Here is a 25,502-nt window from a genome sequence, read left to right as displayed (position 1 = left end):
CTACAATTGCGCTATTAAACCACTTTTATCTCAATGATCAAATGACTTCAGCACAATCTTCAAACACAAACTTCTCTGAAACCGACTTCAATTTACTTGAAGATTCTGAGGATGCAGATAACCATACTTCTGATACAACTGCAACACGTTTATCGTTGCAAGTTCAGCTAGATGAAACCTATCTGGGACAACGTATCGATCAGGTAGCAGCCTTGGTATGGAGCGAGTTTTCACGTGAAAAGCTCAAGCAATGGTTGAAGGATGGCCATCTGTTGGTGAATGGTAACATTGTCAAGCCTAAGCACCGTTGTGAAGGAACAGAGCTACTTACGCTTGAAGTAGAGCTCGAAGCCCAGACGACGAGTCAGCCTGAAAATATTCCACTTAATATTGTCTATGAAGACGATGATATTTTAGTCATTAATAAGCCAGTAGGCATGGTGGTACATCCAGGAGCAGGCAATAGTTCTGGAACTTTAGTGAATGCTTTGCTTTACCATTTCCCAAAATTGGCAGAACTTTCGCGCGCTGGTTTAGTACACCGTATTGATAAAGATACCAGCGGTTTACTGGTTGTCGCTAAAAGCCTAGAAGCTCAATTTTCTTTAAGTAAACAGTTGGCAAATAAAACGGTTTACCGTGTATATGATTTGGTTGTTTATGGAAATATTATTGCTGGCGGTACGATTGATGAACCAATCAAACGCCACCCAGTTGACCGTGTGAAAATGGCAATTTTACCGGGTGGGCGAGATGCGGTAACTCACTACAATGTAAAAGAACGCTTTAAAGATTTTACTCGTGTACAAGCTCGTCTTGAAACAGGACGAACACATCAGATCCGTGTGCATTTTAGTTACATTGGTTATGGCTTGATTGGCGATCAGGTTTATATGAACCGTGTACGTGTGCCAGCTGGTGCATCTGAGTTGCTCATTGAAACTTTACGTGGTTTTAAACGTCAGGCATTGCACGCAGCGAAATTGGGCTTGAAACACCCTCGTACTGGTGAAGACATGCTGTTTGAAGCGCCGTGGCCTGAAGACTTTACACATTTAGTAAATGTGTTACGTTCAGAAAACGCTGCATATTAAGGACGTGTATATGGAATTTGTTCAAGGTTTACCTCAAGGCGTATTTGTAGGGCAGACACGTGTTCAACATCCTTTGGCATTACCAACGGATCAACTTGAATTATCTGGCTTTAATTTAGCTTTACATGTCAAAGATGAGGCACAACGTGTTCAACAGCATCGAATGATATTGTTAGATGAGTTTGCGAAATTTGGTGTTAAAAAAATGACATGGATGACTCAAACGCATAGTACGATTTGCCATACTGTAAATGAACAAATTCCTTTTAAAGCTTTAATTGGCGATGGTCTGGTCACCCAAACAAAAGGCCATGCTTTAATGATGATGACGGCTGATTGCTTACCTGTCGTGTTGGGAAATGCTGAAGGCAGTGAAGTTGCTAATTTGCATGCCGGTTGGCGTGGTTTGGCTGGTGGCATTATTGAAAATACAGTAGCCGCTATGCAGAATCCTCCAACTTGGGCATGGTTAGGAGCTGCAATCAGCCAACCTTGTTTTGAAATTGGGGCTGAAGTAAAAACTGCTTTTTGTGATAAATATCCAGAGTTGGAAACAGCCTTTGTTGAGGGCGTGGCTCCAAATAAATTTCATGCAGACTTATATGCCATTGCTCGCTTTATTTTGCAAAGTCTAGGTGTGCAACAAGTCTTAGGTGGAGATCAATGTTCTTATCAACAGGATGATGAGTATTTTTCTTATCGTCGTGATGCGAAAACTGGGCGTATGGCCACGTTTGTTTTTATGTAAGTTTTGATAACCGCCTTAAATGACTCTCTTACATTATATTCACTAAAATAAGAGAGTTTTTTATTTAATTTGAAAATATGTCTACAGCTCGCGGTAGGGAGAACCTTATATTTCATATTTATAGATGAAGGTTTAGCAAGTGTTAATAAAATGATAAAATAGAAAAAATCGCTCAAAATTTTAATCTTATGTCTTTGCCTGAAAAACATCTCTCTATTGTCTACCACAGTCCATATGGTCATACCGCGAAGGTAGCTTCCGCTATTGCTGCTGGGGCAGAGGTGATGGGTGTAAAAGTACATTTAATGAATATTGAACATATTGATTGGGATGCACTTGATGCATCGCACGGTATTATTTTTGGTTCGCCTACCTATATGGGGAGTATGACCGCTGACTTTAAAAAGTTTATGGACAGTACTTCTAAACGTTGGAAAGAGCGTTTGTGGCAAGGCAAGCTTGCAGCTGGCTTTGCAAACTCAGGTGGTCTAAGCGGCGATAAATTGGCTGTATTACAACAATTAAATATTTTTGCGATGCAACATGGCATGCTTTGGTCAGGTTTACCTTTAATGACGACAGGTCATGGCGAAAAAGATTTAAATCGATTATCGAGCTGTTTAGGTTTAATGACACAGTCAGATAATGCGCCTGTTGAAATTACTCCTCCACAAGGCGATTTAGATACTGCAAAATGGTTTGGTGAATATCTTGCTGGACTCTTATATAGATTAAATTAATAAATTCCGCGATATAAAAAAGCCTCTAAAAAGAGGCTTTTTATTTAATTACTTATGAAATATACGAGCTTTATCACGCTGCCAATCGCGATCTTTTTCAGTCGCACGTTTGTCGTGAAGCTGTTTACCTTTCACAAGCGCGATTTCAAGTTTAACCAAGTGACCTTTCCAGTAACATGCTAAAGGAACACATGAGTAACCTTTTTGGTTAACTGAACCTGTTAGCTTTTCTAGTTCTCGGCGTGATAATAATAATTTACGTGTACGTGTAGCTTCAGGTACTACATGAGTAGATGCTGAAAGGAGCGGTTGAATTTGTGCACCAAATAAAAACGCTTCACCATTCTTAAAAATGACATAACTTTCTGTCAAACTCATGCGACCAGCACGTAAAGACTTTACTTCCCAGCCGAGTAAAGACATACCAGCTTCAAATTTTTCTTCGATAAAATAATCATGACGGGCACGTTTATTTTGTGCGATGGTTCCGCCATTATGTTTCTTTACTACTGTTGCTTTCGCCATAATTCAAACTTCCACAATTGCCCCTATTGTGCCGTAAACTGATGCTAAGGTGAAGTTTTTCCTGCACGTCAATATTTCGCCTGATGTATAACTTTTGCTAAAATAGGTTCACAATACAATTAGAGTACTAGCGGATGTCTAAAACGCGTGTAATTTATCCTGGAACATTTGACCCCATCACGAATGGACACGTTGATTTAGTTACTAGAGCATCAAGAATGTTTGATGAGGTTGTAGTAGCAATTGCAATTGGACATCATAAAAACCCTTTGTTCAGTCTAGAAGAGAGAGTTGAACTGGCCCAAACATCACTCAGCCATTTATCAAATGTTGAATTTGTAGGCTTTGATGGTCTACTGGTTAATTTTTTCAAAGAGCAAAAGGCAACAGCAGTACTTCGTGGTTTAAGAGCAGTTTCTGATTTTGAATATGAATTTCAACTTGCCAATATGAACCGTCAACTTGACCCACATTTTGAAGCAGTATTTTTAACACCATCTGAGCAGTATTCATTTATTTCTTCGACATTAATTCGGGAAATTGCTCGTTTAAAAGGGGATGTAACCAAGTTTGTTCCGCAAGCTGTGGTTGAGGCCTTTGAACGTAAACATCAACAAGGTTGGTAAAGTGTCGTTATATATCACCGATGAATGCATAAACTGTGATGTTTGTGAACCAGTTTGCCCAAATGAAGCTATTTTCATGGGTGAAGTGATTTATGAAATTCATCCAGATTTATGCACTGAATGCGTTGGTCATCATGACCAGCCGCAATGTCAGTTATTTTGTCCAGTGGACTGTATTCCTAAAGATCCGCAGCATGTGGAAACGGAAGATGAGCTATTCGACAAATATAAAAAATTAATTGCTCAAAAAAGCACAAGCAATTAGTAAATAAATTTGTTAATATGCGCCCCTGAAGTGAGCTGGATGGTCGCTGCTGTGGAGGTCTTCGTGACTGAAGCAGGGGAGGAAAGTCCGGGCTTCATAGGGCAGGGTGCCAGGTAACGCCTGGGCGGTGAAAGCCGACGGAAAGTGCAGCAGAGAGTAGACCGCCTCATTCGTGAGGTAAGGGTGAAAGGGTGCGGTAAGAGCGCACCGCGTGTCTGGTAACAGTTCACGGCATGGTAAACCCCACCAGAAGCAAGACCAAATAGGAATCCTGAGGTACGGCCCGTACTGGATTCGGGTAGGTCGCTTGAGCGTATGAGTGATTGTACGCCTAGAGGAATGACCATCCTCGACAGAACCCGGCTTATAGGCTCACTTCACCTCATTTTATTTAAAATTTTTCTTGACGTGCGTTAAAGAAGTTAAGATAATGCGCGCACAGTTTTCGGCTATGTAGCTCAGTTGGTTAGAGCACCGCACTCATAATGCGGGGGTCACAAGTTCAAGTCTCGTCATAGCCACCATTTTATAGACCACGCTCCTGCGTGGTCTTTTTTTATGCTCATTTTTTTGATTAAACACAGTTTGTAAAGACCGACTTTATAGTTATGGCATTGTTTGTCTAGACCAATTTCTTCATGTTCTTATAACACTTAACAAGGATGTTGAAGACATGAAAAGGTCATTATTATTTTTAGGAATTTTAAGTTTAACGGCGGGAGTAGAGGCTTCTGCGGCTGATTTAAGTTGGGGAGATCCAACTTTGGAATCGGGACAATTTAAAGTTTCTGGCGCAGTACGTTCTCGTTATTTGCATAAAGATTATGTGGTTGATGCAAATGAAGGTTCTCAAAATGATGACTGGCGATTAACTGATATTAAATTAGTGCTAGGTTATGAAAATCCAGATTGGATTGCAGGTGCGGATGCCCGTTGTTATCAATATGATCGCTTATGTGATGCGATTTTCCTAAAAAAAGCTTGGGTAGGTTATAAATTATCTGATCAGCAGAGAATCACGGCAGGTTTGCAACCCATTGATTTTGGCTTTGGTGAATTTTGGGGAAGTAGTTATTACGAAACGCTTTTAAATACCGTTGGTTTAGAAGATATTGATAATCTGGGGATTAAATATAAATTTGCAGATGATAAATACAATTTGACCTTAGGTTTCTATCCAACTGATGGAGGAAACTATAAGGGAACGTCAAAAGACTCAAGCAGATACAGCGGTAATTTCGTTGAAGCTGATGACTTGATGGTAGGAACTAATATTGAAGAAAAGAATATGTGGATTGCGCGAGCCTCTAGAAAATTTGAACTTGATAAAGTTCAAAAATTTTCGACCGAGTTAGGAGGTTCAGTCTGGTATTCTGATTTAGAAAATAAAAGAACAGATGAAGATGGACACCGCAAATCATGGAATGTATTTGCTCAAACGCAATATCAAGCATGGCAATGGATGTTCTTAGCAGGTAAGCAAGATGTCACTAATGGCGATAATTTATTGCCAAATAGCTCAACCATTGGAGCATTTGATTACCCGTATCAAGTCGCTAACAAAGGTAAATATTTGATTAATGAAATTAACTATACCTTTGCTCAGCCATTCCATCAGATTGAAAACATTAAACCGTATATATCCCATAGTCGCTTTTTTAAAGATGAGGATGGATATAAAGACTCTGAGCGTTTAATTGCAGGCGTTTATTTTAATTACAAAGCCATTGGTATTCAGGGTGAATACATTATGAGTAAAAATGATCCAATGGTGGGCGGTGGGGCTGATGGTCTTGCACAAGGTAGCAGTAATGATTGGGATAAATTATTTTATCTTTCAATCGGATATTATTTTTAAAATTTAAAAGCAATTTATTGCCCTAGGTGAATAGGCCTCACTTAGGGCTTTTTTTCATAGAAAGACTTTTTCAGGCGGTGGTTCTCGTTTAACTGCTGGAGAAATGAGTTGTCCTCGGTTCAGGTTTTGAACGTGCTGTAAACGATTGAGCAATTCGTTTTGAATGAACAAAATACAGGTTTGCAATTTAGATGAGCTTTTGAGTCGTGATGGATAAACTGCCCAAACATCTGCATCTTGCCAATATTCGGGCAAAATGTGTTGGAGTTGACCTGTAATTAATTCATCTGCAACATCCCAAATTGATCGGAAAATAATCCCGTGGCCTTCTATGGCAAGTTGATGAATAATTTCGCCGTTATTCGAAACAAAACGTGGTTTGATATGCACTGAGACATCTTCAGAAGCATGCCTAAATTTCCATAGCACAGACGATTGATCACGCTCACTAATCGTCAAACAATCATGTGTTTGCAAGTCTTCAATGCCGTCTGGTACGCCGTGTTTAAGTAAATAGCTCGGTGCTGCACATAAAATTCGAAAATTAGAAGCTAACTTCTTCGCAATCATGTTTGGCGCAATTTCATTACCAATTCTAATATCCAAATCAATACTGTGTTGAATCAAGTCCTTGGTATTGTCGATGGTGTCAAAATGAATCTGTAGTTTTGGATAAAGCATCATTAATTTAGACAGAATTGGTGCAATATGCTTTCTGCCAAAACCAAAGCTACTAATAATATCCATACGACCGGTAGGCGTACTGAGTGGGTTATTTACCAGTTCACAGACTTCATCAAATTCTTCAAGAATATTTGAAACTCTCTCAAGGATGAGTTTGCCATCTTCTGTCAGACTAACGTGACGCGTGCTGCGATGAAAAAGTTTGCAGCTTAAGGTGTTTTCTAAAATATTAATTCGCTTGCTAATAAAAGCTGGCGATGTCCCGAGTTCCTCAGCAGATTCGACAAAACTTTTTAGTTTAGCGACTGTGCAAAAAACCTTTAAATCCGATAGGTTAGGTAGATTATTCACGATCCGTGTCCATTGGAGTGATAGTTCTGTTGTTGATCATTTTTGCTTAAAACATCATGTTTAAGCCATACAAGGATATTAGTCGAAGGTGTGAAGGAAGCTTATGGCAAAAAGATATAAAGTTGCCACGATTGCAGGCGATGGCATTGGTTTAGAAGTTCTACCAGAAGGCATTAAGGTTGTAAAGGCAGCAGCAGAGAAGTACGGCATTGATCTTCAGTTAGATGCTTTCGATTGGGCTAGCTGTGATTATTACCTAGAGCACGGCAAAATGATGCCGGATGACTGGTTTGGAACTTTGCAGGACTACGATGCAATTTATTTTGGCGCTGTAGGCTGGCCAGATAAAGTACCTGACCATATTTCGCTTTGGGGTTCGCTGCTCCAGTTCCGTCGTGGTTTTGACCAATATGTGAATTTACGTCCAGTGCGCTTAATGCCGGGTGTTAAATGTCCCTTAGTAGGTAAAAAACCGGGCGATATCGACTTCTACGTAGTCCGTGAAAACAGTGAAGGTGAATATTCAGCCATTGGTGGTAAGGCTTTTGAAGGAACAGATCGAGAGTTTGTTTTACAAGAAGCCGTATTTACACGTCATGGTGTAGATCGCATTTTGCGTTATGCATTTGAGTTTGCAAATCAGCGAGATGCGAAAAAAATTACCGCAGCGACCAAGTCAAATGGTATTGCCGTTAGCATGCCGTATTGGGATGAACGTGTTGATGCGATGGCAAAACAATATCCACAAATTCAGGCCGATAAACAGCACGTTGATATTTTAGCAGCTCGTTTTGTTTTACAACCTGAACGCTTTGATGTGGTTGTTGCATCGAATTTATTCGGCGACATTCTTTCCGATTTAGGCCCTGCATGTACAGGAACTATTGGTTTGGCTGCTTCGGCAAATTTAAACCCAGAAAGAAAATTCCCATCATTGTTTGAACCTGTACATGGTTCAGCACCAGATATTTACGGTAAACAAATTGCCAATCCAATCGCTGCGATTTGGTCAGGTGCAATGATGTTCGAATTCTTTGGTGAAGAAGACGAACGTTGCATTCAAGCAGGTCAGGACATTATGCAGGCGATTGAGCATGTATTAATTAATGGGCCAAAGACAGCCGATATCGGCGGTCAGGCAAAAACTTATGAGGTAGGAGATGCAATTGCATCGTGTGTAGCCCAAATTAAAATGGACGTGTTCGCTATGGAATAACGCCATCCAAAAAATGGATGTATGGATATGGATAATCAAAACACAAAAATTTATACGGATAAAGTTCTTGCCGTAACCAGTTTACTGTTTGTATTTATTTCAGTTGCTGGTTTGGCGATTTATTCGCAAGAGTCGATCAAGATCGCTGCAACATGGATGCAGTGGACGACATCGGTATTTACCACCCCAGTATTACTGTTTGCTTTTTTAGCTATTATTTTTACTTTTGGTCTAGCTTTTAGTAAATACGGCAAAATCAAACTAGGTGAAGGAAAGCCTCAATACACCACGATGTCATGGATTTTTATGTTCATCTTGTCGGGTATCGGGTCTTCTACATTGTACTGGGGCTTTCTGGACTGGGCTTATTATTATCAAACTCCGGGTTTGAGCTTACCGCCTGAGTCAGCAGAAGCATTGAAATATAGCGTGGCTTACTCGTTTTTTCACTCAGGTTTAAGTGCATGGGCAATTTATGCTTTGGCATCAATTTCTTTGTGCTACAGCTACCATGTTAGAAAAAACAAAGGCTTAAGTTTGGCTTCTGTGATTGAAGCTGTGACAGGCTTTAAATCAACTGGCGTGGTTGGACGTTTAGTCGATCTTATGTTCTTGCTTTGCATGTTTGGTGCATTGACGATTTCATTAGTACTCACTGCCGTGACATTTACCAATATTTTGTCTCAGCTCACGGGTATTCCAAATACCTTTATGACCAAGGTCATCATTATTTTGGGTGTTTCGGTTCTATTCGCACTAAGTTCGTATGTAGGTATGGACAAGGGCATGCAACGTTTAAGTCACATGGTGTGCTTAGGTGTGGTGTTATTTGCGATTTATGTACTTTGTTTTGGTCCAACGCAATTCATTTTGAATAACTCATTAATGAGTTTCGGGTTAATGGCAACCAACTTTGTTGATATGAGTCTGTTTACCGACCCAATGGGCGATGGCAAGTTTACTCGTGAATGGACTGTTTTCTACTGGTTATGGTGGATTTCATATGCACCGGGTGTGGCACTGTTTGTAACACGTGTTTCTAAAGGCCGTACTATTAAAGAAGTGATCTTTGCCATGGTGATTGGTGGCAGTGTTGGTCTTTGGTTCATCTTTGGTGTGTTTGAAAACTACAGTGTTTATAGCTTTATTCATGGGGCTGTAAATGTACCGCAAATCTTAAGCCAACAGGGTGGTGAGGTTGCAATTGGTCAATTGCTCAGCCTATTACCTGCTGGAAAGCTGATGATGTGGATTTTCCTCGGCATTATGGTGGTGTTCTTGGCAGCACATATGGATGCGGTTGGGTATGCGGTTTCAGCAACATGTACACGCGGTTTAAGTGAAGGGCAAGATCCATCGCCAAACGCACGTCTGTTCTGGTGTGTCATGCTGACTTTGGTTCCAATTGCCATGATCTTTAGTAAGGCACCTTTAGACACAATGAAAACAGCAACTATTGTGACGGCTTTACCATTCATTGTGATTATTCTGATTCAAACCTATGGTTTAGTGAAATGGTTGATTCAGGATTATGCCAAAGTCCCATCACATTTAATTGAGCAACAAGGTTATGATGATGTGGAAATTGGTTTAAACCAGACTCAAGATGAACATGCAAAACGGATGCAGCTTGAGCTTGCAAGCTCAATCAAACTGGACAGAAAAACCAGCTAGAGGGAACGGTAATGACTACATGTGAACAGACCACGTATGTTTTAAGTGAAGAAATGCAAAGCCTTGTGTATTGGAGCAGCATTTATTCACCAGCAGATGCAGATATTGACTCAGTCCGCGCGGCCTATGACGCGATGTGTCGACACTACACTTTGCCTCGTGATGGCAAGATCGAAGTAGAAGACCGAGTTGTTGCAAATGCAGAGCATCCTGTACCTGTTCGCATCTATTCACCAAAAACTAAACGACCTGAAGCTGGTTGGCCATGTGTGTTGTATTTACATGGTGGCGGTTGGATGGTTGGTGGACTCGATTCACATGAGTTTATTACCAGTTATTTATGTCAGGACCTAAATGCAGTTGTCATTGGTGTGGATTACCGCATGGCACCAGAGCATCGCTTTCCAGCAGCTTTTGAAGATTGTTTAGCAGTTTATCAATGGCTTAAACAACATGGTTCTGACTGGCAGATTGATAGTGAAAATATCGTTCTAGCAGGCGATAGCGCAGGCGGTAACTTAGCAGCAGCCCTTGCAGTGCATCTACAGCATAGTGGTTTACAAGCTCAAGGTCTGGCTTTGGTTTATCCGTGTTTAACTACAGCACTTGATACACCAGCCGCACAAAAGCATGCCCATGCGCCGTTACTCACAACGGAAGATATGCATTTTTATTTAAAGGAGTATGCACCGAATTCACAAGATTGGCAGGATTTACGTCTAGCACCTTTATTGGCAACTGATTTTTCAGATATGCCTACAAGTTTTGTGGCGGTTGCAGAATATGACCCTTTAAGTGATGACGGTTATTTCCTTACCCAAAAATTGGAACAAGTAGGTATCCCTAACGAGTTCCATTTAGGCAAAGGTTTATTACATGGCAGTTTACGTCTGATGCGTGACTGTCCTGAAGTTCAACAGTTATATCAAAACATGCTGAGTGCGATACGTCGCATGTTTGGCAGTGTCGAAAAGATATGAATTTAATATCGAGTCATTTGGACGAAAAGAATTTAATGGAGTAATAACATGAGTGCAGTTGAAAAATTACCTGAAGATTTTTGCGCAAACCCAGATGTTGCATGGACTTTCCCTAAAGTTTTCTATACTTCATCGCAAGTATTTGAGCATGAGAAAGAAGCAATCTTTGCTAAAAGCTGGATTTGTGTTGCACATGGCAGTGAATTGGCACAACCGAATGACTATATTACCCGTAAAGTAATTGGTGAAAATATTGTCATCATTCGTGGTAAAGATAGCGTTTTACGTGCGTTTTATAATGTGTGTCCACATCGTGGTCACGAGCTTTTAAGTGGCAGTGGTAAAGCAAAAAATGTAATTACTTGCCCATATCATGCTTGGACTTTTAAGCTAGACGGTAGCTTAGCCTTGGCGCGTAACTGTGACCATGTCGAATCTTTTGACAAAGAAAACTCAAGCATGGTGCCTTTAAAAGTTGAGGAATATGCAGGATTTGTTTTCATTAATATGGATGAAAATGCGACTTGTGTAGAAGACCAACTTCCGGAATTTGCTGAGCGTTTAAATCAAGCATGTAGCGTAATTAAAGATTTGAAACTGGCAGCACGTTTTGTGACAGAAACTCCAGCAAACTGGAAAGTGATTGTTGATAACTATCTAGAGTGCTATCACTGTGGACCAGCGCATCCTGGTTTTGCTGACTCCGTACAAGTTGATAAATATTGGCATACCACACATCAGAACTGGACATTGCAATATGGCTTTGCTCGCTCATCTGAGAAGTCATTTAAGCTTGATCCATCAGTAACAGATCCTGAATTTCACGGTTTCTGGACTTGGCCTTGCACGATGTTCAACGTACCACCGGGCAGCAATTTCATGACTGTGATCTATGAGTTCCCAGTAGATGCAGAAACGACTTTGCAGCATTACGATATTTACTTCACGAACGAAGAACTCACTCAAGATCAGAAAGATTTGATTGAGTGGTATCGCAATGTATTCCGTCCTGAAGATTTGAACTTGGTCGAAAGCGTACAACGTGGTTTGAAATCACGTGGTTATCGAGGTCAAGGCCGTATTATGACTGATAAGCAACGTTCAGGAATTAGTGAACATGGTATTGCTTACTTCCAACATTTAGTGGCGCAGCATCACAAATAAAACAAATGGATTGATTCAGGTGTAAAGATGACTTACACCTGATTCTTCAGTTAGGAAGATGATATGTCGAGTTTACAAAGTACTGAATTATTTCAGCAACAAGCCTACATTAATGGGCAATGGTTAGCTGCACAGTCAAATGCAACGGTTCCAGTGACTAACCCTGCAACAGATGAAGAAATTGGCACAATTCCTAATATGGGAGCGGCCGAAGCGACACAGGCTGTTGAGGCTGCTTATATAGCTTTGCAAAGTTGGAAGGCTTTAACTGCTCAAAACCGTGCAGATATTTTATTGGCTTGGTACAAACTGGTTCTCGAACATACCGATGAACTTGCTTTAATCATGACCATTGAACAAGGTAAACCTTTGGCAGAAGCGAAAGGTGAGGTGCGTTATGCTGCATCATTTATTCAATGGTTTGCCGAAGAAGGTAAGCGTATTTATGGTGATGTGATTCCAACCGTCAATAATCAGCAGCGTTTTATTATCAGTAAAGAACCTGTGGGTGTGGTGGCTGCGATTACGCCGTGGAATTTCCCAATCGCCATGATTACCCGTAAAGCAGCACCAGCTTTAGCAGCTGGATGTACGGTCGTGATTAAGCCAGCGAATGAAACGCCTTATTGTGCTTTAGCGATTGCGAAGCTTGCAGAAAAAGCAGGTATTCCGGCTGGTGTGATTAACGTTGTTACAGGTAAATCACAAGAAATTGGTTCTGTATTTACTTCGCATGAAAAAGTGAAGAAATTGACTTTTACTGGCTCAACTCCAGTGGGCCGTTTATTGATGCAGCAGTGTTCAAGCACCATTAAAAAATTGGCGCTTGAGTTAGGCGGTAATGCTCCACTGATTGTGTTTGACGATGCCGATTTGGATAAAGCTGTACAAGGTGCGATTTTTGCCAAGTTCCGTAATGCGGGCCAGACCTGTGTTTGTGCTAATCGCATTTATGTCCACGACAATATTTATCAAGCTTTTGCCGAGAAGTTTGTACAAGAAGTACAAAAGTTTAAAGTCGGTAATGGACTTGAAGATGGTGTGCAAATTGGTCCATTAATTAATGAAAAAGCAGTTTTGAAAGCACAGCAGTTGATTGATGATGCAGTGAGCAAAGGCGCTAAAATTGCTTGCGGCGGTAAACAGCATGTTTTAGGGCAAACCTTTTATGAGCCGTCAGTTCTAACGAACGTTGACCGTACAATGGAAATTGTCCAAGAAGAAATTTTTGGTCCAGTTGCGCCGCTTATTCGCTTTACAGATGAAGCAGACGTCGTTTCTCAAGCAAATGACACGATCTTCGGTTTGGCTGCTTATGTGTATAGCGAAAATATTTCACGTTTATGGCGAGTGTCAGAACAGCTTGAATATGGAATGGTCGGTATGAATGCCACAGCAATTTCAAATGAAGTTGTACCATTTGGTGGTGTGAAACAATCAGGTGTTGGGCGTGAAGGCTCAAAATATGGTCTTGAAGAATTCATGACCATTAAATACATGTGTTTAGGGCTTTAAGGATAAGCCCTAACAACAAAAATATGCGGTAAAAGAAGGATTCTAATATGGCGAGTCATTATGAAATGTTCCCAGCGGTTGTTACTCGTGTGGAACAGCTAACCCCTTTAATCAAACGGTTTACGTTCAAACGTCAAGATGGGCAGAACTTTCCTCGATTTAGTGGGGGAAGCCATATTATTGTCAAAATGAATGAACAGCTTTCAAATGCGTATTCATTGATGAGCTGTACGCAAGATTTATCAACTTACCAAGTCTGTGTTCGTAAGGATGTAGAAGGTAAGGGCGGATCAGTGTTTATGCATGATCAGTGCAATGAAGGCTGTAAAATTCAGATTTCAGAACCAAAAAATTTATTTCCATTAGCCGAAACAGGCAATAAACATATTTTAATCGCAGGTGGAATTGGCATTACACCATTCTTGCCTCAAATGGATGAGCTTGCAGCACGCGGTGCAGATTTTGAGCTACATTATGCTTATCGCTCGCCTGAACATGCGGCTTTGTTAGATGAGTTAAAGCAGAAACATGCCAAGCATGTATTTAGCTATGTTGACTCAGAAGGTTGCTCATTAAAGCTGGATGAATTGATTTCATCACAACCTAAAGGCACACACGTGTATGTCTGTGGGCCGAAACCCATGATTGATGCTGTGATTGATTGCTGTAATAAGCACCGTTACCGCGATGAGTACATTCACTGGGAACAATTCGCTTCAACAGTTCCTGAAGATGGGGAAGCATTTACGGTTGTACTTGCCAAATCTAATCAGGAAATTGAAGTACAAAGTAATCAGACGATTTTACAAGCTATTGAAATATTAAATATTGATGTGGAATGTCTATGCCGAGAAGGGGTTTGTGGTACATGTGAAACTGCTATTTTAGAAGGCGAAGCAGATCACTTTGATCAATACTTAAGTGATGCAGAAAAGGCTTCACAAAAGAGCATGATGATTTGTGTGTCGAGAGCTAAAGGTAAAAAACTAGTATTAGATCTTTAATATATTTCTGTGGTCGATCAATTGTTTAAAGCAAAAAAATGCTAAAAAAAGAACAAATAATGATGATCTGAATCTTATTTGTTCAATTGATGGGCATTAAGGGTTTTTACCTATTGACCTGCTATACGGAACTATAGATAATGCGCACACAGTTTACGGCTATGTAGCTCAGTTGGTTAGAGCACCGCACTCATAATGCGGGGGTCACAAGTTCAAGTCTCGTCATAGCCACCATTTTAAAAACCACGCTCCTGCGTGGTTTCTTTTTATCTATTTTTTACTCATTAAAATGTTTTTCAATCATATCGAGTGTTTTTGAGCTTTGATAAAAGGGAGCTAAAAGCGCTTGAAGTAAAGGTTCTAAAATACCGTGCTCATTAAAGGCATCCATAACCTTCGGATAAAAACGTAAAGCTTCGGTTTGTAAGTCGCTTTCGGTTAACCCAATCTCACTTAATACTTCAAATAAACTCTGATCTTTATAAAAGTCATAAAAAACTTCGACACCATACAAAATCAGATCTTGCATAAATTGTGACTGGCGTAATTCTTTCCAGTATTCGTAAATTAAAACAAAAAACTCTTCAACATCGAGAGGAGTGAGCTGTTTCATAAATTCATACATTTTTTTATGTCTAATATCTTCCCAAACATGACGTACTAGACTTTCTAAATCTTCACTCGATAAAAGACTTAATTCTGTAAGTTGCTCATGAATAAAACTGGCAATCCAAGTTTCAAGTTTATGCTCGAGGCGTTGTTGCTGTAAAAAAGAGAATTTTTTGAGCTTATGTTGCCATTCAAAATGGTAGTCATCTATTCTAGATGCAGTTAGAAGTTTTGGTAATTTTTGTTCTAGAGTTGAGGTTGCAATATATTGGCAAAGCTGTTGTACAGAAGGGCTAGTTCTTAAAAACTGATTGAGATAATGAGGAATATGCTCCATTTCTAAAAATTTAGAAAGCCACATTTCAAATTGGTGGTCAGAGACCAAGTCTTGTAACTGAATTGGAGACTTCATAGCAGATAAATAAATACGCTGCGCGATTTCCCCAATAAACTCAAGTAAACCGGCACCTAGCTGCATTTCAAAAGCATAGCGTTTCACAACGGCTTGTAGTTGTTCTAAATCAACAACCTCATGTAGCTTGATTTCGTCAGCATGTTGCATAAATAACTGAATGAACTGCTGGAAATAAATAGGTGAGTTTTCTATAGATAATAGTTTTTTGAAAAATTCCACCTGCTCAAGCAAAAGTGCTTGAGCAAGTGCTGTAGTTTTTGATGAGTTTTTCTGCTCAGTCATTCGCTGTCCAACCGTTGACAATCGGATAACGTCGTTCGCGACTAAATGCACGAGAGGTAATTCTCGGGCCAATCGCACCTTGACGACGTTTGTATTCATTACGATCAACTAAACGGATGACTTTTTCAACAACTTCTTTATCTAAACCTTTGGCAATAATATCGGCCTGACCTAAATCTTCTTCAATGTATGCGTAAAGGATGGCATCCAATACATCATATGCTGGTAAAGAGTCTTGGTCTTTTTGATCTGGGCGAAGTTCTGCTGAAGGTGGGCGGGTAATCACACGCTCAGGAATCACAGGCGTTTCACTTAAGCTATTACGGTATTTTGCTAATTCAAACACGATAGTTTTATAAACGTCTTTTAGAACTGCAAAGCCACCAACCATATCGCCATAAAGTGTACAGTAGCCAACTGACAGTTCAGATTTATTCCCTGTAGCAAGGACTAAATTACCAAACTTGTTTGATAAACCCATAAGCAATGTGCCACGAGCACGCGCTTGTAAATTTTCTTCGGTTGCGTCAGCTGGTGAATTACCAAAGAAAGGATACAGGGTTTGCATGAAGCTATTTACGATTGAGTGAATTTCAGCAATACCGAAAGTCACACCCATACGGCGAGCTTGTTCAGCCGCATCTTCTACACTAATTTGAGAAGTGTAAGTATAAGGCATCATCACGGCTTGTACTTTTTCTGCACCGATTGCATCAACAGCAATCGCAAGTGTAAGGGCAGAGTCGATACCACCAGAAAGACCCAGAATCACACCTGGGAAGCCTGAGCGCTCTACATAGTCACGAGTTGCCATGACTAAACCTTGATAGATTTCTGCAAATGTTTCTAATGCAGGAGCAGATTCAGTGACTTTAAATAACTTTGTATCACGGTCAAATTCAGCAATATAAATGTCTTCTTTAAAGCTTGCTGCTTGTAAAGCAATTTCACCATTTTGATTGCTGACAAAACTTGTGCCATCAAAAATTAAATCGTCTTGTCCGCCCACTTGGTTAACATAAACAATATTTAGATGAAGTTGTTTTGCAAGTTCACTTAAGGTCTGTATACGGTGTTGTGGTTTACCGACTTCATATGGTGATGAGTTGAGTACAAGAGCAGTATCAACATTTAATTGGCTCAACTGTTTGACCGTATTAATTGACCAGATATCTTCACAAATTAATACACCAAACTTATGTCCAAGATATTCAAAAACTAAATGCTGATGGCCTTTTTGGAAATAGCGTTTTTCATCAAAGACGCCATAGTTTGGTAAATTATGTTTATTAAAAACACCCAAAACTTGACCGTCTTTCATGACAGCAGCAGAATTATAACGTTGACCATCTTCTGTCTGGTTTACAAATCCGAAAACCATAACAATATCTTTAACTTCGGCAAGTTGTGCAAAAGCCTTTTGCATACGTTTATTTAAATTTGGACGTAACAATAGATCTTCAGCTGGATAACCAATAACAGAAAGCTCGGGAAAAATAATCAGGTCAGCGTCTTGTTTTTTCGCCTGATTTACTTGCTCAATCATCTTTTGGGTGTTTGAGTCAATATTGCCAATATGCGGAGAAAACTGAGCAAGGGCAACTTTAAAACTTTTCATTCAAACCTAATCCTAGATCATAACGAATATAGATACACACAGTGTTGATTTTTATGGATATAATTTTTCAACGATGTGTATGATACGATAGTAAACAATTAAAATAGTAAACAAAAATGTCAAGATCAATAATATATACCAATCCCATATTTTCTGCGTAAAAATAACGAGATTTTCTGTATAGAATAGAAACAGGCTTCATTATTTTTATTGTTTGTATACTGCCTTATCACAAGCTAATTTGGAATAAGTCTGTTCTATTTTTTTCAATAATTTGAATTGAATAAGCGCACTTTTATACTTTAGATAAGTATTTATGATTTATAAGAATTCTCATTTACATTACGCAAAAAATGTTACGTTCAAAGCGAGATTGATTATTTAGTTACAAATGAAGTCGAGGTGAACAGATAATATTTGGGATTTTTCCAGAGCAAATATCGCGCGCAATTTCGCCTTGCTGTTCAATATTATACGTACTAAATGCCTTGTCAGGGTGATAGGTATATTTGTAGGGATTGTAGCTTTTAAAGCTGAGATAATAGGCTGATTGTAATAAAGCACCTTTCAAGAGTACATGAATGCCTTTTTGATATTGCATGATATGTGTGAGTTCGTGAATAAAAATACCCTGCATAAACTTGGACTCTAGAGCGTAATTTTCGCTGTAATCAGCAGGATTAACATAAATATTCCCATTTGGGGCCATGAAAATACCGCAACTCTGCCAAGGGAGGTAGCGGGTAGCAATAATTTTAGGCCGTTCACAATCGAGCATGTCGCCAAAAACCATTTGTGCTAATAATTTTTCGTGAGCAGTCAGATGTCTAATCGGATAGTTTTTTAAGTGACGGAAAATAAAAAGTGTAAGAAGAATAAATGGTGTATGAATTAAGCGTTTAAAGGCATTAAAAGTTAGCATAGCTTTGCCATTAAATGAGTTCATCTATTTCTTTAGCATACTATAGATTAGGTATTGCTAAATAAAGAGGTAGGGTATTGATTAATTTTATAGTTCTGTTTTGAAAAATATAATTGTTTGAATAGATTGTGCATTTTATTAGGATGAATAAAAGAATTCTTGGATAAGAAAAGCAAAAGCCCCAGTTAAAACTGAGGCTTTACAACAACTAAAATCACAACAGCAAATAAAATTAAGGTTGGCATTTCATTAAAAAAGCGCCAGAACTTATGTGATTTATAGTGAGCATTTCCGATGAGCTTTTTACGATAATAGCCACATACCAAATGATAAATCACTAATAAAGCCACTAATCCAACTTTGAGGTAAAACCATGTGGCTTGATGGTAATGTCGAGTTGCATCCCCCCACTCTACAAGGAAATGGGCGGTAATTAATGTAGCAATCATTGAAGGCCACATAATTCCACGATACAACTTGCGTTCCATTACCTCAAAGCGTTGATGACTTGCAGCATCTTCACTCATAGCATGATAAACATATAGACGTGGTAAGTAGAACAAAGCAGCGAACCAGCAAACCACGGCAATAATATGTAATGCTTTTACCCACAAAAAAGCATCAGAAGGTGCATCCATCGATAATCCTAGGTGGGATTATGCATCCCACTTCTTGAAAATAAGGCAAGCGTTAACACCGCCAAAGCCAAAACTGTTACTCATTACAGTATTCAATTTTGCATCACGTTTTTCAAGTACGATATCAAAAGGTTTTGCGCCTTCATCAAGTTCAGTCACGTTGATGTTTGGTGCAATAAAGTCATTTTGCATCATTAGCACAGAGTAAATAGCTTCTTGTACACCAGCTGCACCCAAGCTATGGCCTGTCATAGATTTGGTTGAGCTAAGAGGAGGTACGTTACCTTCACCAAATGCACGTTCCATTGCTTTAAGTTCTGTAATGTCACCCGCTGGAGTAGAAGTACCATGTGTATTTACATAGTCAATTTTCTCTACGCCATGTTGCTTAGCTTCTTCAAGTGCCATTAATACACAACGTGTAGCACCTTCACCACTTGGAGCAACCATGTCCGCGCCATCACTGTTCGCAGCATAACCTACTACTTCAGCTAAAATGTTCGCACCACGTGCTTGCGCATGTTCAAGTGATTCAAGTACTACAAAACCGCCACCGCCAGCAATAACGAAGCCGTCACGGTCTGCTGAATATGGGCGAGATGCTGTTTCTGGAGAGTCGTTATATTTCGAGCAAAGTGCGCCCATTGCATCAAACAATAAACTTTGAGACCAGTGATCTTCTTCACCGCCACCAGCAAGCATAAGGTCTTGTTTGCCAAGTTGAATTAAGTTGTACGCATAACCAATTGCATCTGCAGAAGTTGCGCAAGCACTTGTAATAGTATGTGAAATACCTTGTAGCTTAAATGCAACACCTACGTTTGCAGTAATGGTGTTTGACATGTTACGTGGTACAAAGAATGGACCCACTTTACGTGCGCCTTTAGTCTCTAATAATTCTGTCATTTCAACAACAGAAGCAGTTGAGCCACCACCTGAACCACCTGCAATACCATAACGTGGATTACCAGCAAGTTGTTCAGGAGTAAGGCCTGCATGTTCAACTGCAGCTACAGCAGCGTTGTATGCATACATCGCACATACGCCCATGAAGCGTTTTAATTTACGGTCGATATTATCAAAGTCTTGTTCTGCAGCAGCGCTGACATGACTTTTAAAATTGAGTTCAGCATAAGTTGGGTTAAAACGTGTCCCGGAGATTCCATTTTGAAGTGAATGAGTAACTGCTTCTAAAGAGTTACCGATACATGAGTTAATACCCATACCAGTGATTACAACACGTTTCATCTACAGGTCCCTTTATGGTGATATTTAAGAGTCTATCGTGTTCAACAGCTATGAAAATGAATAGGAGAATATAGCTGTAAGAAAACGGGACTCATGTTTTTCGTTGTTAACATGATAGCAGAAAGGATTTTTATTTCTTATGGCAAATCTTTATGACAATTTTACATTTAAAAAAAATAACCAAATACATAGTATGTTGCATTTGGGGTTAACTAAAATACACACATTCAAGTTGAGATAAATCCACATTCCACCTAGTATTTATCTCTAATTAGATAAATTAAAAAATCGAGGTACTTGATGACAAAATTTAATAATAATCAATCTGACAATTTGTTTTCTCAGGTCTTCGGAGTGGCTAAAAAGCTCAGTTCTACAGGATTGAGTATCTTGCAACAGAACCAATCAGGTGACGTCAGTAAGGTAATTGAACCAATCCCAACTGGAAAAACTGTTGAAGGTAGATCGAGAACAAAAAGCCCATTTGAGGTTGAGCAATATGAAAGTCCTCAACAAATGCTAAGAGAACATTTACCAAAAGTCACACGTCAGGTATTTGGTCGACATTTTAAAAAAGTAAATGGTGTTGCTACATTTCTTTCGCCAGATTGGGATGAAAAAATCTCAGGCCATTTATTTAATTGGTTAAATGACTTTAGTTCAAAAAGTACCTTAACTGAAAAAATCCTCGAAGAAGCGGGTGCTAAAGATTTATTTGAATTAACTAAAGATACAGGTCGTTCTCAACGTCTAAGTCAGGCGCTTATAGAACAAAACAAGCTCATTGCGACTGTACAAGGTGCAATTACAGGTGTATCAGGCGTCGTTGGTGCAGCTGTAGATATTCCAGTATCATTGGTTTTGGTCTTAAGAACTATTTACCAGACAGGAAGGTCACATGGCTTTGATCTGCTGGAGGTAGCAGACCAAGATGTTGTTGAGTTTATTTTTAAAGAAGTTGACATTAGCCTGATTGCAGAGAAACAAACTCTCTTGTTGGCTTTAAAAACATTGCGAAATATGTTGGAAACTCAAGATATTCATCAATTTCAGCAAGTATTAGGTTCAACCACAGATATAGATACTTTAAAGAACTGGTTAACAGATGAAGAAGGGGAGTTTAAATGGGAGTGGTTAAATCGTATTCCTAAACTTTCAGCTTTTGGTAAGTTTACCCCAGTTGCAGGGGCTGTTTTAAGCGCAGTATATAGCTGGAAATTACAAGAAGATGTAGGGCATAAAGCTCAGGCGATTTTTGGAGCTGCGAGACATTATTTAAATGAACATCCAAGTGAGCATTTATCTCCGCTACAGGCTTATTATGCTGCGGTTACACTCATTCAAAAAGCAAGCCCAAGACTTTTAAATGTAGGTGAAGATGGCAATATTCATGCCGCTCATCATCATAAAGTAGAAAATCACGAGGTAATCTCGAAAGTATCTATTGTGTTAAAACCTACAGAAAGTGAAAAAAGTGAAGAGAAAGTTCAGGAAAATGTTCATAAAGGCTTAGAAAAACTTGCTGACAAACATGTGACAGAACATGAGCATACTGAGCAAAAGCCTGCTCTAACACCAGAGGATGATGACGAGATATTAGAAGATAAAAAATACTCTTAACAATACGCTTACAAAGTGAAGGTTTAAAAAGTAAAAATAGCCTCTATTTAAATTTGTAAATCGTGCTGTCAAACATTGATATGGTCAACATTTGGTAAGTATTGCCGTGTTGACCATTTTTGCATCTTGGCTTACAATTATGTGCCCTTAAAAAGAGGTATTTTCTTTTTAAGGTTTTTTAATAACGGGAGAATTGCCATATGGCAACAACGAATCAGTTGATCCGTAAGGGTCGTACGACTTTGGTTGAAAAATCCAAAGTTCCTGCGTTGAAGGCTTGTCCACAACGTCGTGGTGTTTGTACACGTGTTTATACAACTACACCTAAAAAACCTAACTCAGCTATGCGTAAGGTTTGCCGTGTTCGCTTAACTTCAGGCTTTGAAGTATCTAGCTACATCGGTGGTGAAGGCCATAACTTACAAGAGCACAGTGTTGTTCTTATCCGTGGTGGTCGTGTTAAAGACTTACCGGGTGTACGTTACCATACCGTTCGTGGTTCATTAGACTGTGCTGGTGTTAAAGATCGTAATCAATCACGTTCTAAATACGGTACTAAGCGTCCTAAGAAGTAATTCTAGGAAACTAGTCGAATAAGCCCTTTAGCGTTTCGCTTGTTTGAATTCTTCATAGATTTGTAATTCAAGCGACGTATAGTAAGGCCAGCGTCGTGTACATGACACTTGTACAAACTGCTGGATCATCCTGAAGTGTCATATTATTAGGTGTATTAAAATGCCAAGACGTCGCGTAGTCGCTGCTCGTGAGATCCTTCCAGATCCAAAATTTAGCAGCCAAACAATCGCTAAATTCATGAACCACGTAATGCAAGATGGTAAAAAATCTATTGCAGAAAGTATCGTTTACGGTGCTTTAGAACGCGTTCAAGAAAAAAACAAAGTAGACCCAGTTGAATTTTTCGAGACTACTCTTGAAAAAGTTCGTCCTATGGTTGAAGTAAAAGCACGCCGTGTTGGTGGTGCTACTTATCAAGTACCTATGGAAGTGCGCCCATCCCGTCGTACTGCCTTAGCTATGCGTTGGTTAGTAGATGCTGCTGCTAAGCGTTCTGAAAAAACGATGGCTTTACGTCTTGCTGGTGAGTTGCTTGATGCAGCTGAAGGTAAAGGTGCAGCAATCAAAAAACGTGAAGATGTGCACCGTATGGCTGAAGCTAACAAAGCCTTCTCTCACTACCGTTTCTAAGCGGATAAAACAGGCCTTATTCAGGAGAATATTCATGCGTACAGCAGCTCGATTCAACATTGCTCTCTATCAAAGTGGGGGCTTTGCAGGTATTTAAGTTGCCTGTTTGGATATTCGCGCGCATCAATTTAATTGGTGCGTCCTGTTTTAAATATAACATTTAGGAATGTAGACATCATGGCTCGCCAAACCCCAATTACTCGTTACCGTAACATCGGTATTTCTGCGCACATTGACGCAGGTAAAACAACTACAACTGAACGTATTTTGTTCTACACAGGTGTATCTCACAAAATTGGTGAAGTACACGACGGTGCAGCAACAATGGACTGGATGGAACAAGAGCAAGAGCGTGGTATTACAATTACCTCTGCGGCTACGACTTGTTTCTGGTCTGGTATGGGTAACCAATTCGAACAACACCGTATCAACGTAATTGACACCCCGGGACACGTAGACTTCACAATCGAAGTTGAACGTTCTATGCGTGTTCTTGACGGTGCGTGCATGGTTTACTGTGCTGTAGGTGGTGTACAACCTCAGTCTGAAACTGTATGGCGTCAAGCGAACAAATATAAAGTGCCTCGTTTAGCATTCGTGAACAAGATGGACCGTACTGGTGCAAACTTCTTCCGTGCTGTTGAGCAAGTTAAAACTCGTTTAGGTGGTAATCCTGTTCCTATCGTTGTGCCAATTGGTGCTGAAGATACATTCCAGGGTGTTGTTGACCTTATCGAAATGAAAGCGATTATCTGGGATGAAGCATCTCAAGGTATGAAGTTTGAATATGCTGATATCCCAGCTGACCTAGTTGATACGTCTAACGAATGGCGTACAAAAATGGTTGAAGCTGCGGCTGAAGCTTCTGAAGAATTAATGGACAAGTACCTAGAAGAAGGTGATCTTTCTAAAGAAGACATCATCGCTGGTTTACGTGCTCGTACATTAGCTTCTGAAATTCAAGTAATGCTTTGTGGTTCTGCGTTCAAGAACAAAGGTGTTCAACGTATGTTGGATGCTGTAATTGAATTCTTACCATCACCTACAGAAGTTAAAGCGATCGAAGGTATCCTTGACGACAAAGACGAAACTAAAGCGTCTCGTGAAGCATCTGACGAAGCTCCGTTCTCTGCGCTTGCGTTCAAAATCATGAACGACAAATTCGTAGGTAACTTAACATTCGTACGTGTTTACTCTGGTGTTCTTAAACAAGGTGATCCGGTTTATAACCCAGTTAAAGCTAAGCGTGAACGTATCGGTCGTATCGTGCAAATGCATGCGAACGAGCGTCAAGATCTTGATGAAATCCGTGCAGGTGATATCGCAGCGTGTGTAGGTCTTAAAGACGTTACAACTGGTGATACATTATGTGATGAGAAAAACATCATTACTCTTGAGCGTATGGAATTCCCAGAGCCAGTAATTTCATTGGCTGTTGAACCAAAAACTAAAGCAGACCAAGAAAAAATGTCTATCGCTTTAGGTCGTTTGGCTAAAGAAGATCCATCGTTCCGTGTTCGTACAGACGAAGAATCTGGTCAGACAATTATTGCTGGTATGGGTGAACTTCACCTTGACATCATTGTTGACCGTATGAAGCGTGAATTCGGTGTTGAAGCTAACATTGGTAAACCAATGGTTGCTTACCGTGAAACGATCAAAAAGTCTGTTGAACAAGAAGGTAAGTTCGTACGTCAAACTGGTGGTAAAGGTAAGTTTGGTCACGTATATGTACGTCTTGAACCGCTTGATGTTGAAGAAGCTGGTAAAGAATACCAATTCGTTGAAGAAGTTGTTGGTGGTGTAGTACCTAAAGAATTCTTTGGCGCGGTTGACAAAGGTATTCAAGAACGTATGAAGAATGGTGTATTGGCTGGTTACCCTGTTGTTGGTATTAAAGCGACATTATTCGACGGTTCTTACCATGACGTCGACTCTGACGAATTATCGTTCAAAATGGCAGGTTCTTATGCCTTCCGTGATGGTTTCATGAAAGCGGATCCTATCCTTCTTGAACCTATCATGAAAGTTGAAGTAGAAACTCCAGAAGACTACATGGGCGATATCATGGGTGACTTAAACCGTCGTCGTGGTATGGTTCAAGGTATGGACGATCTTCCTGGTGGAACAAAAGCAATTCGTGCAGAAGTTCCTCTTGCTGAGATGTTTGGTTACGCGACTCAAATGCGTTCTATGTCTCAAGGTCGTGCGACTTACTCTATGGAATTTGCTAAATATGCTGAAACTCCACGTAACGTGGCTGAAGGCATCATCGCTAAATTCCAAGCTGGCGGTAAAAAAGGTGACGACGAGTAATCTTTCGATTACTATAAGCCCAAACTAATTTCTTAGTTAAAAACCAAGTGCTCATGGGGTGACCCTCCATGAGTAGTTTATAAAGGAAGATCATCATGGCTAAAGCCAAGTTTGAACGTAATAAGCCACACGTAAACGTGGGCACAATCGGTCACGTTGACCATGGTAAAACAACTTTAACTGC

24 protein-coding genes, 2 tRNA genes and 1 other RNA gene are annotated in these 25,502 nt (G+C 39.8%); 20 read left to right on the top strand and 7 right to left on the bottom strand.

What is annotated here, in order from left to right:
- Positions 1-41 precede the first annotated feature (41 nt).
- The 3 genes from rluD (at position 42) to RMB06_RS00630 (ending at position 2,582) form a co-directional block, all read left to right on the top strand.
- Entirely contained in the window at positions 42-1,094 is a 1,053-nt protein-coding gene (gene rluD, locus RMB06_RS00640) for a 23S rRNA pseudouridine(1911/1915/1917) synthase RluD (RefSeq protein ID WP_068557604.1), read from the top strand.
- Between the two features lie 10 nt (positions 1,095-1,104).
- A complete protein-coding gene (pgeF, locus tag RMB06_RS00635; protein ID WP_068557602.1) occupies positions 1,105-1,842 on the top strand; it encodes a peptidoglycan editing factor PgeF in 738 nt (245 codons plus the stop codon).
- A 188-nt stretch (positions 1,843-2,030) separates the two neighbouring features.
- Positions 2,031-2,582 (top strand): flavodoxin family protein, encoded by a 552-nt coding sequence (locus tag RMB06_RS00630; RefSeq protein WP_078225450.1) that lies wholly within the window; start codon positions 2,031-2,033, stop codon positions 2,580-2,582.
- Between the two features lie 48 nt (positions 2,583-2,630).
- On the opposite strand, the gene smpB is transcribed toward RMB06_RS00630, so the two are convergent.
- The gene (smpB, locus tag RMB06_RS00625; protein ID WP_002120348.1) at positions 2,631-3,107 is read right to left on the bottom strand and encodes an SsrA-binding protein SmpB; all 477 of its coding nucleotides are present in this window, start codon (positions 3,105-3,107) and stop codon (positions 2,631-2,633) included.
- Between the two features lie 134 nt (positions 3,108-3,241).
- Here smpB and coaD point away from each other — a divergent pair, with 134 nt between their 5' ends.
- The 5 genes from coaD to RMB06_RS00600 all read left to right on the top strand — a co-directional run bounded on the left by coaD (position 3,242) and on the right by RMB06_RS00600 (position 5,856).
- Complete coding sequence (gene coaD, locus RMB06_RS00620) at positions 3,242-3,733, top strand: pantetheine-phosphate adenylyltransferase (protein ID WP_005070938.1); 492 nt, start codon at positions 3,242-3,244, stop codon at positions 3,731-3,733.
- A 1-nt stretch (position 3,734) separates the two neighbouring features.
- Positions 3,735-3,998, top strand: coding sequence for a YfhL family 4Fe-4S dicluster ferredoxin (locus tag RMB06_RS00615; protein ID WP_005070936.1), 264 nt, complete (start codon positions 3,735-3,737; stop codon positions 3,996-3,998).
- A gap of 27 nt (positions 3,999-4,025) precedes the next feature.
- Positions 4,026-4,381, top strand: an RNA gene (gene rnpB / locus RMB06_RS00610) — RNase P RNA component class A.
- 64 nt (positions 4,382-4,445) lie between these two features.
- A tRNA-Met gene (locus RMB06_RS00605) sits at positions 4,446-4,522 on the top strand.
- A gap of 149 nt (positions 4,523-4,671) precedes the next feature.
- Positions 4,672-5,856, top strand: coding sequence for a porin (locus tag RMB06_RS00600; RefSeq protein WP_078225449.1), 1,185 nt, complete (start codon positions 4,672-4,674; stop codon positions 5,854-5,856).
- A 54-nt stretch (positions 5,857-5,910) separates the two neighbouring features.
- Here the strand turns inward: RMB06_RS00600 and RMB06_RS00595 are convergent, their stop codons facing one another.
- Entirely contained in the window at positions 5,911-6,891 is a 981-nt protein-coding gene (locus tag RMB06_RS00595) for a LysR family transcriptional regulator (protein ID WP_022575864.1), read from the bottom strand.
- A 103-nt stretch (positions 6,892-6,994) separates the two neighbouring features.
- Here RMB06_RS00595 and RMB06_RS00590 point away from each other — a divergent pair, with 103 nt between their 5' ends.
- From RMB06_RS00590 to RMB06_RS00560, 7 genes are all read left to right on the top strand, one after another.
- Positions 6,995-8,107, top strand: a complete 1,113-nt coding sequence (locus RMB06_RS00590) for a tartrate dehydrogenase (RefSeq protein WP_078225448.1) — start codon at positions 6,995-6,997, stop codon at positions 8,105-8,107.
- A 21-nt stretch (positions 8,108-8,128) separates the two neighbouring features.
- On the top strand, positions 8,129-9,781 hold the full coding sequence (locus RMB06_RS00585; RefSeq protein WP_023187688.1) for a BCCT family carnitine transporter: 1,653 nt from the start codon (positions 8,129-8,131) through the stop codon (positions 9,779-9,781).
- 11 nt (positions 9,782-9,792) lie between these two features.
- Positions 9,793-10,761 (top strand): alpha/beta hydrolase, encoded by a 969-nt coding sequence (locus RMB06_RS00580; protein ID WP_005803187.1) that lies wholly within the window; start codon positions 9,793-9,795, stop codon positions 10,759-10,761.
- A gap of 48 nt (positions 10,762-10,809) precedes the next feature.
- Positions 10,810-11,925: a carnitine monooxygenase subunit alpha gene (gene cntA / locus RMB06_RS00575; RefSeq protein WP_002120432.1), complete on the top strand. Its 1,116-nt coding sequence runs from the start codon at positions 10,810-10,812 to the stop codon at positions 11,923-11,925.
- A gap of 63 nt (positions 11,926-11,988) precedes the next feature.
- A complete protein-coding gene (locus tag RMB06_RS00570; protein WP_311077825.1) occupies positions 11,989-13,440 on the top strand; it encodes an NAD-dependent succinate-semialdehyde dehydrogenase in 1,452 nt (483 codons plus the stop codon).
- Between the two features lie 47 nt (positions 13,441-13,487).
- Positions 13,488-14,444 carry a carnitine monooxygenase, reductase subunit CntB gene (gene cntB, locus RMB06_RS00565; protein WP_311077824.1) on the top strand — a complete coding sequence of 319 codons (957 nt, stop codon included), beginning with the start codon at positions 13,488-13,490 and terminating at the stop codon, positions 14,442-14,444.
- A gap of 157 nt (positions 14,445-14,601) precedes the next feature.
- Positions 14,602-14,678 (top strand) — tRNA-Met (locus RMB06_RS00560).
- A gap of 43 nt (positions 14,679-14,721) precedes the next feature.
- Here the strand turns inward: RMB06_RS00560 and RMB06_RS00555 are convergent.
- The 5 genes from RMB06_RS00555 to RMB06_RS00535 form a co-directional block, all read right to left on the bottom strand.
- Complete coding sequence (locus RMB06_RS00555) at positions 14,722-15,750, bottom strand: hypothetical protein (RefSeq protein WP_311077823.1); 1,029 nt, start codon at positions 15,748-15,750, stop codon at positions 14,722-14,724.
- Complete coding sequence (locus RMB06_RS00550) at positions 15,743-17,368, bottom strand: NAD+ synthase (RefSeq protein WP_311077822.1); 1,626 nt, start codon at positions 17,366-17,368, stop codon at positions 15,743-15,745. Before RMB06_RS00550 ends, RMB06_RS00555 begins: the two co-directional genes overlap by 8 nt.
- Before the next feature lie 385 nt (positions 17,369-17,753).
- Complete coding sequence (locus tag RMB06_RS00545; RefSeq protein WP_311077821.1) at positions 17,754-18,314, bottom strand: hypothetical protein; 561 nt, start codon at positions 18,312-18,314, stop codon at positions 17,754-17,756.
- A gap of 161 nt (positions 18,315-18,475) precedes the next feature.
- Positions 18,476-18,928, bottom strand: coding sequence for a protoporphyrinogen oxidase HemJ (gene hemJ / locus RMB06_RS00540; protein ID WP_002120291.1), 453 nt, complete (start codon positions 18,926-18,928; stop codon positions 18,476-18,478).
- Between the two features lie 18 nt (positions 18,929-18,946).
- A complete protein-coding gene (locus tag RMB06_RS00535) occupies positions 18,947-20,176 on the bottom strand; it encodes a beta-ketoacyl synthase N-terminal-like domain-containing protein (RefSeq protein WP_002120440.1) in 1,230 nt (409 codons plus the stop codon).
- 300 nt (positions 20,177-20,476) lie between these two features.
- Here RMB06_RS00535 and RMB06_RS00530 point away from each other — a divergent pair, with 300 nt between their 5' ends.
- From RMB06_RS00530 to RMB06_RS00510, 5 genes are all read left to right on the top strand, one after another.
- Positions 20,477-21,796 (top strand): EcsC family protein, encoded by a 1,320-nt coding sequence (locus RMB06_RS00530; RefSeq protein WP_002120376.1) that lies wholly within the window; start codon positions 20,477-20,479, stop codon positions 21,794-21,796.
- Positions 21,797-21,996: 200 nt separating this feature from the next.
- Positions 21,997-22,371 carry a 30S ribosomal protein S12 gene (rpsL, locus tag RMB06_RS00525; RefSeq protein ID WP_002050319.1) on the top strand — a complete coding sequence of 125 codons (375 nt, stop codon included), beginning with the start codon at positions 21,997-21,999 and terminating at the stop codon, positions 22,369-22,371.
- A gap of 160 nt (positions 22,372-22,531) precedes the next feature.
- Positions 22,532-23,002, top strand: coding sequence for a 30S ribosomal protein S7 (rpsG, locus tag RMB06_RS00520; RefSeq protein ID WP_001138055.1), 471 nt, complete (start codon positions 22,532-22,534; stop codon positions 23,000-23,002).
- A 177-nt stretch (positions 23,003-23,179) separates the two neighbouring features.
- Positions 23,180-25,318, top strand: coding sequence for an elongation factor G (gene fusA, locus RMB06_RS00515; RefSeq protein ID WP_002120436.1), 2,139 nt, complete (start codon positions 23,180-23,182; stop codon positions 25,316-25,318).
- 95 nt (positions 25,319-25,413) lie between these two features.
- Positions 25,414-25,502, top strand: an 89-nt coding sequence (locus RMB06_RS00510; RefSeq protein ID WP_072292276.1) for a GTP-binding protein, incomplete at its 3' end; no start/stop codon positions are given.

The organism is Acinetobacter sp. V104_13, from assembly GCF_031798995.1.
GTDB lineage: Bacteria > Pseudomonadota > Gammaproteobacteria > Pseudomonadales > Moraxellaceae > Acinetobacter > Acinetobacter pittii.
The sequence above is the reverse complement of the archived record's forward strand: the minus strand, read 5'-3'. Positions and strand labels throughout refer to the sequence as shown.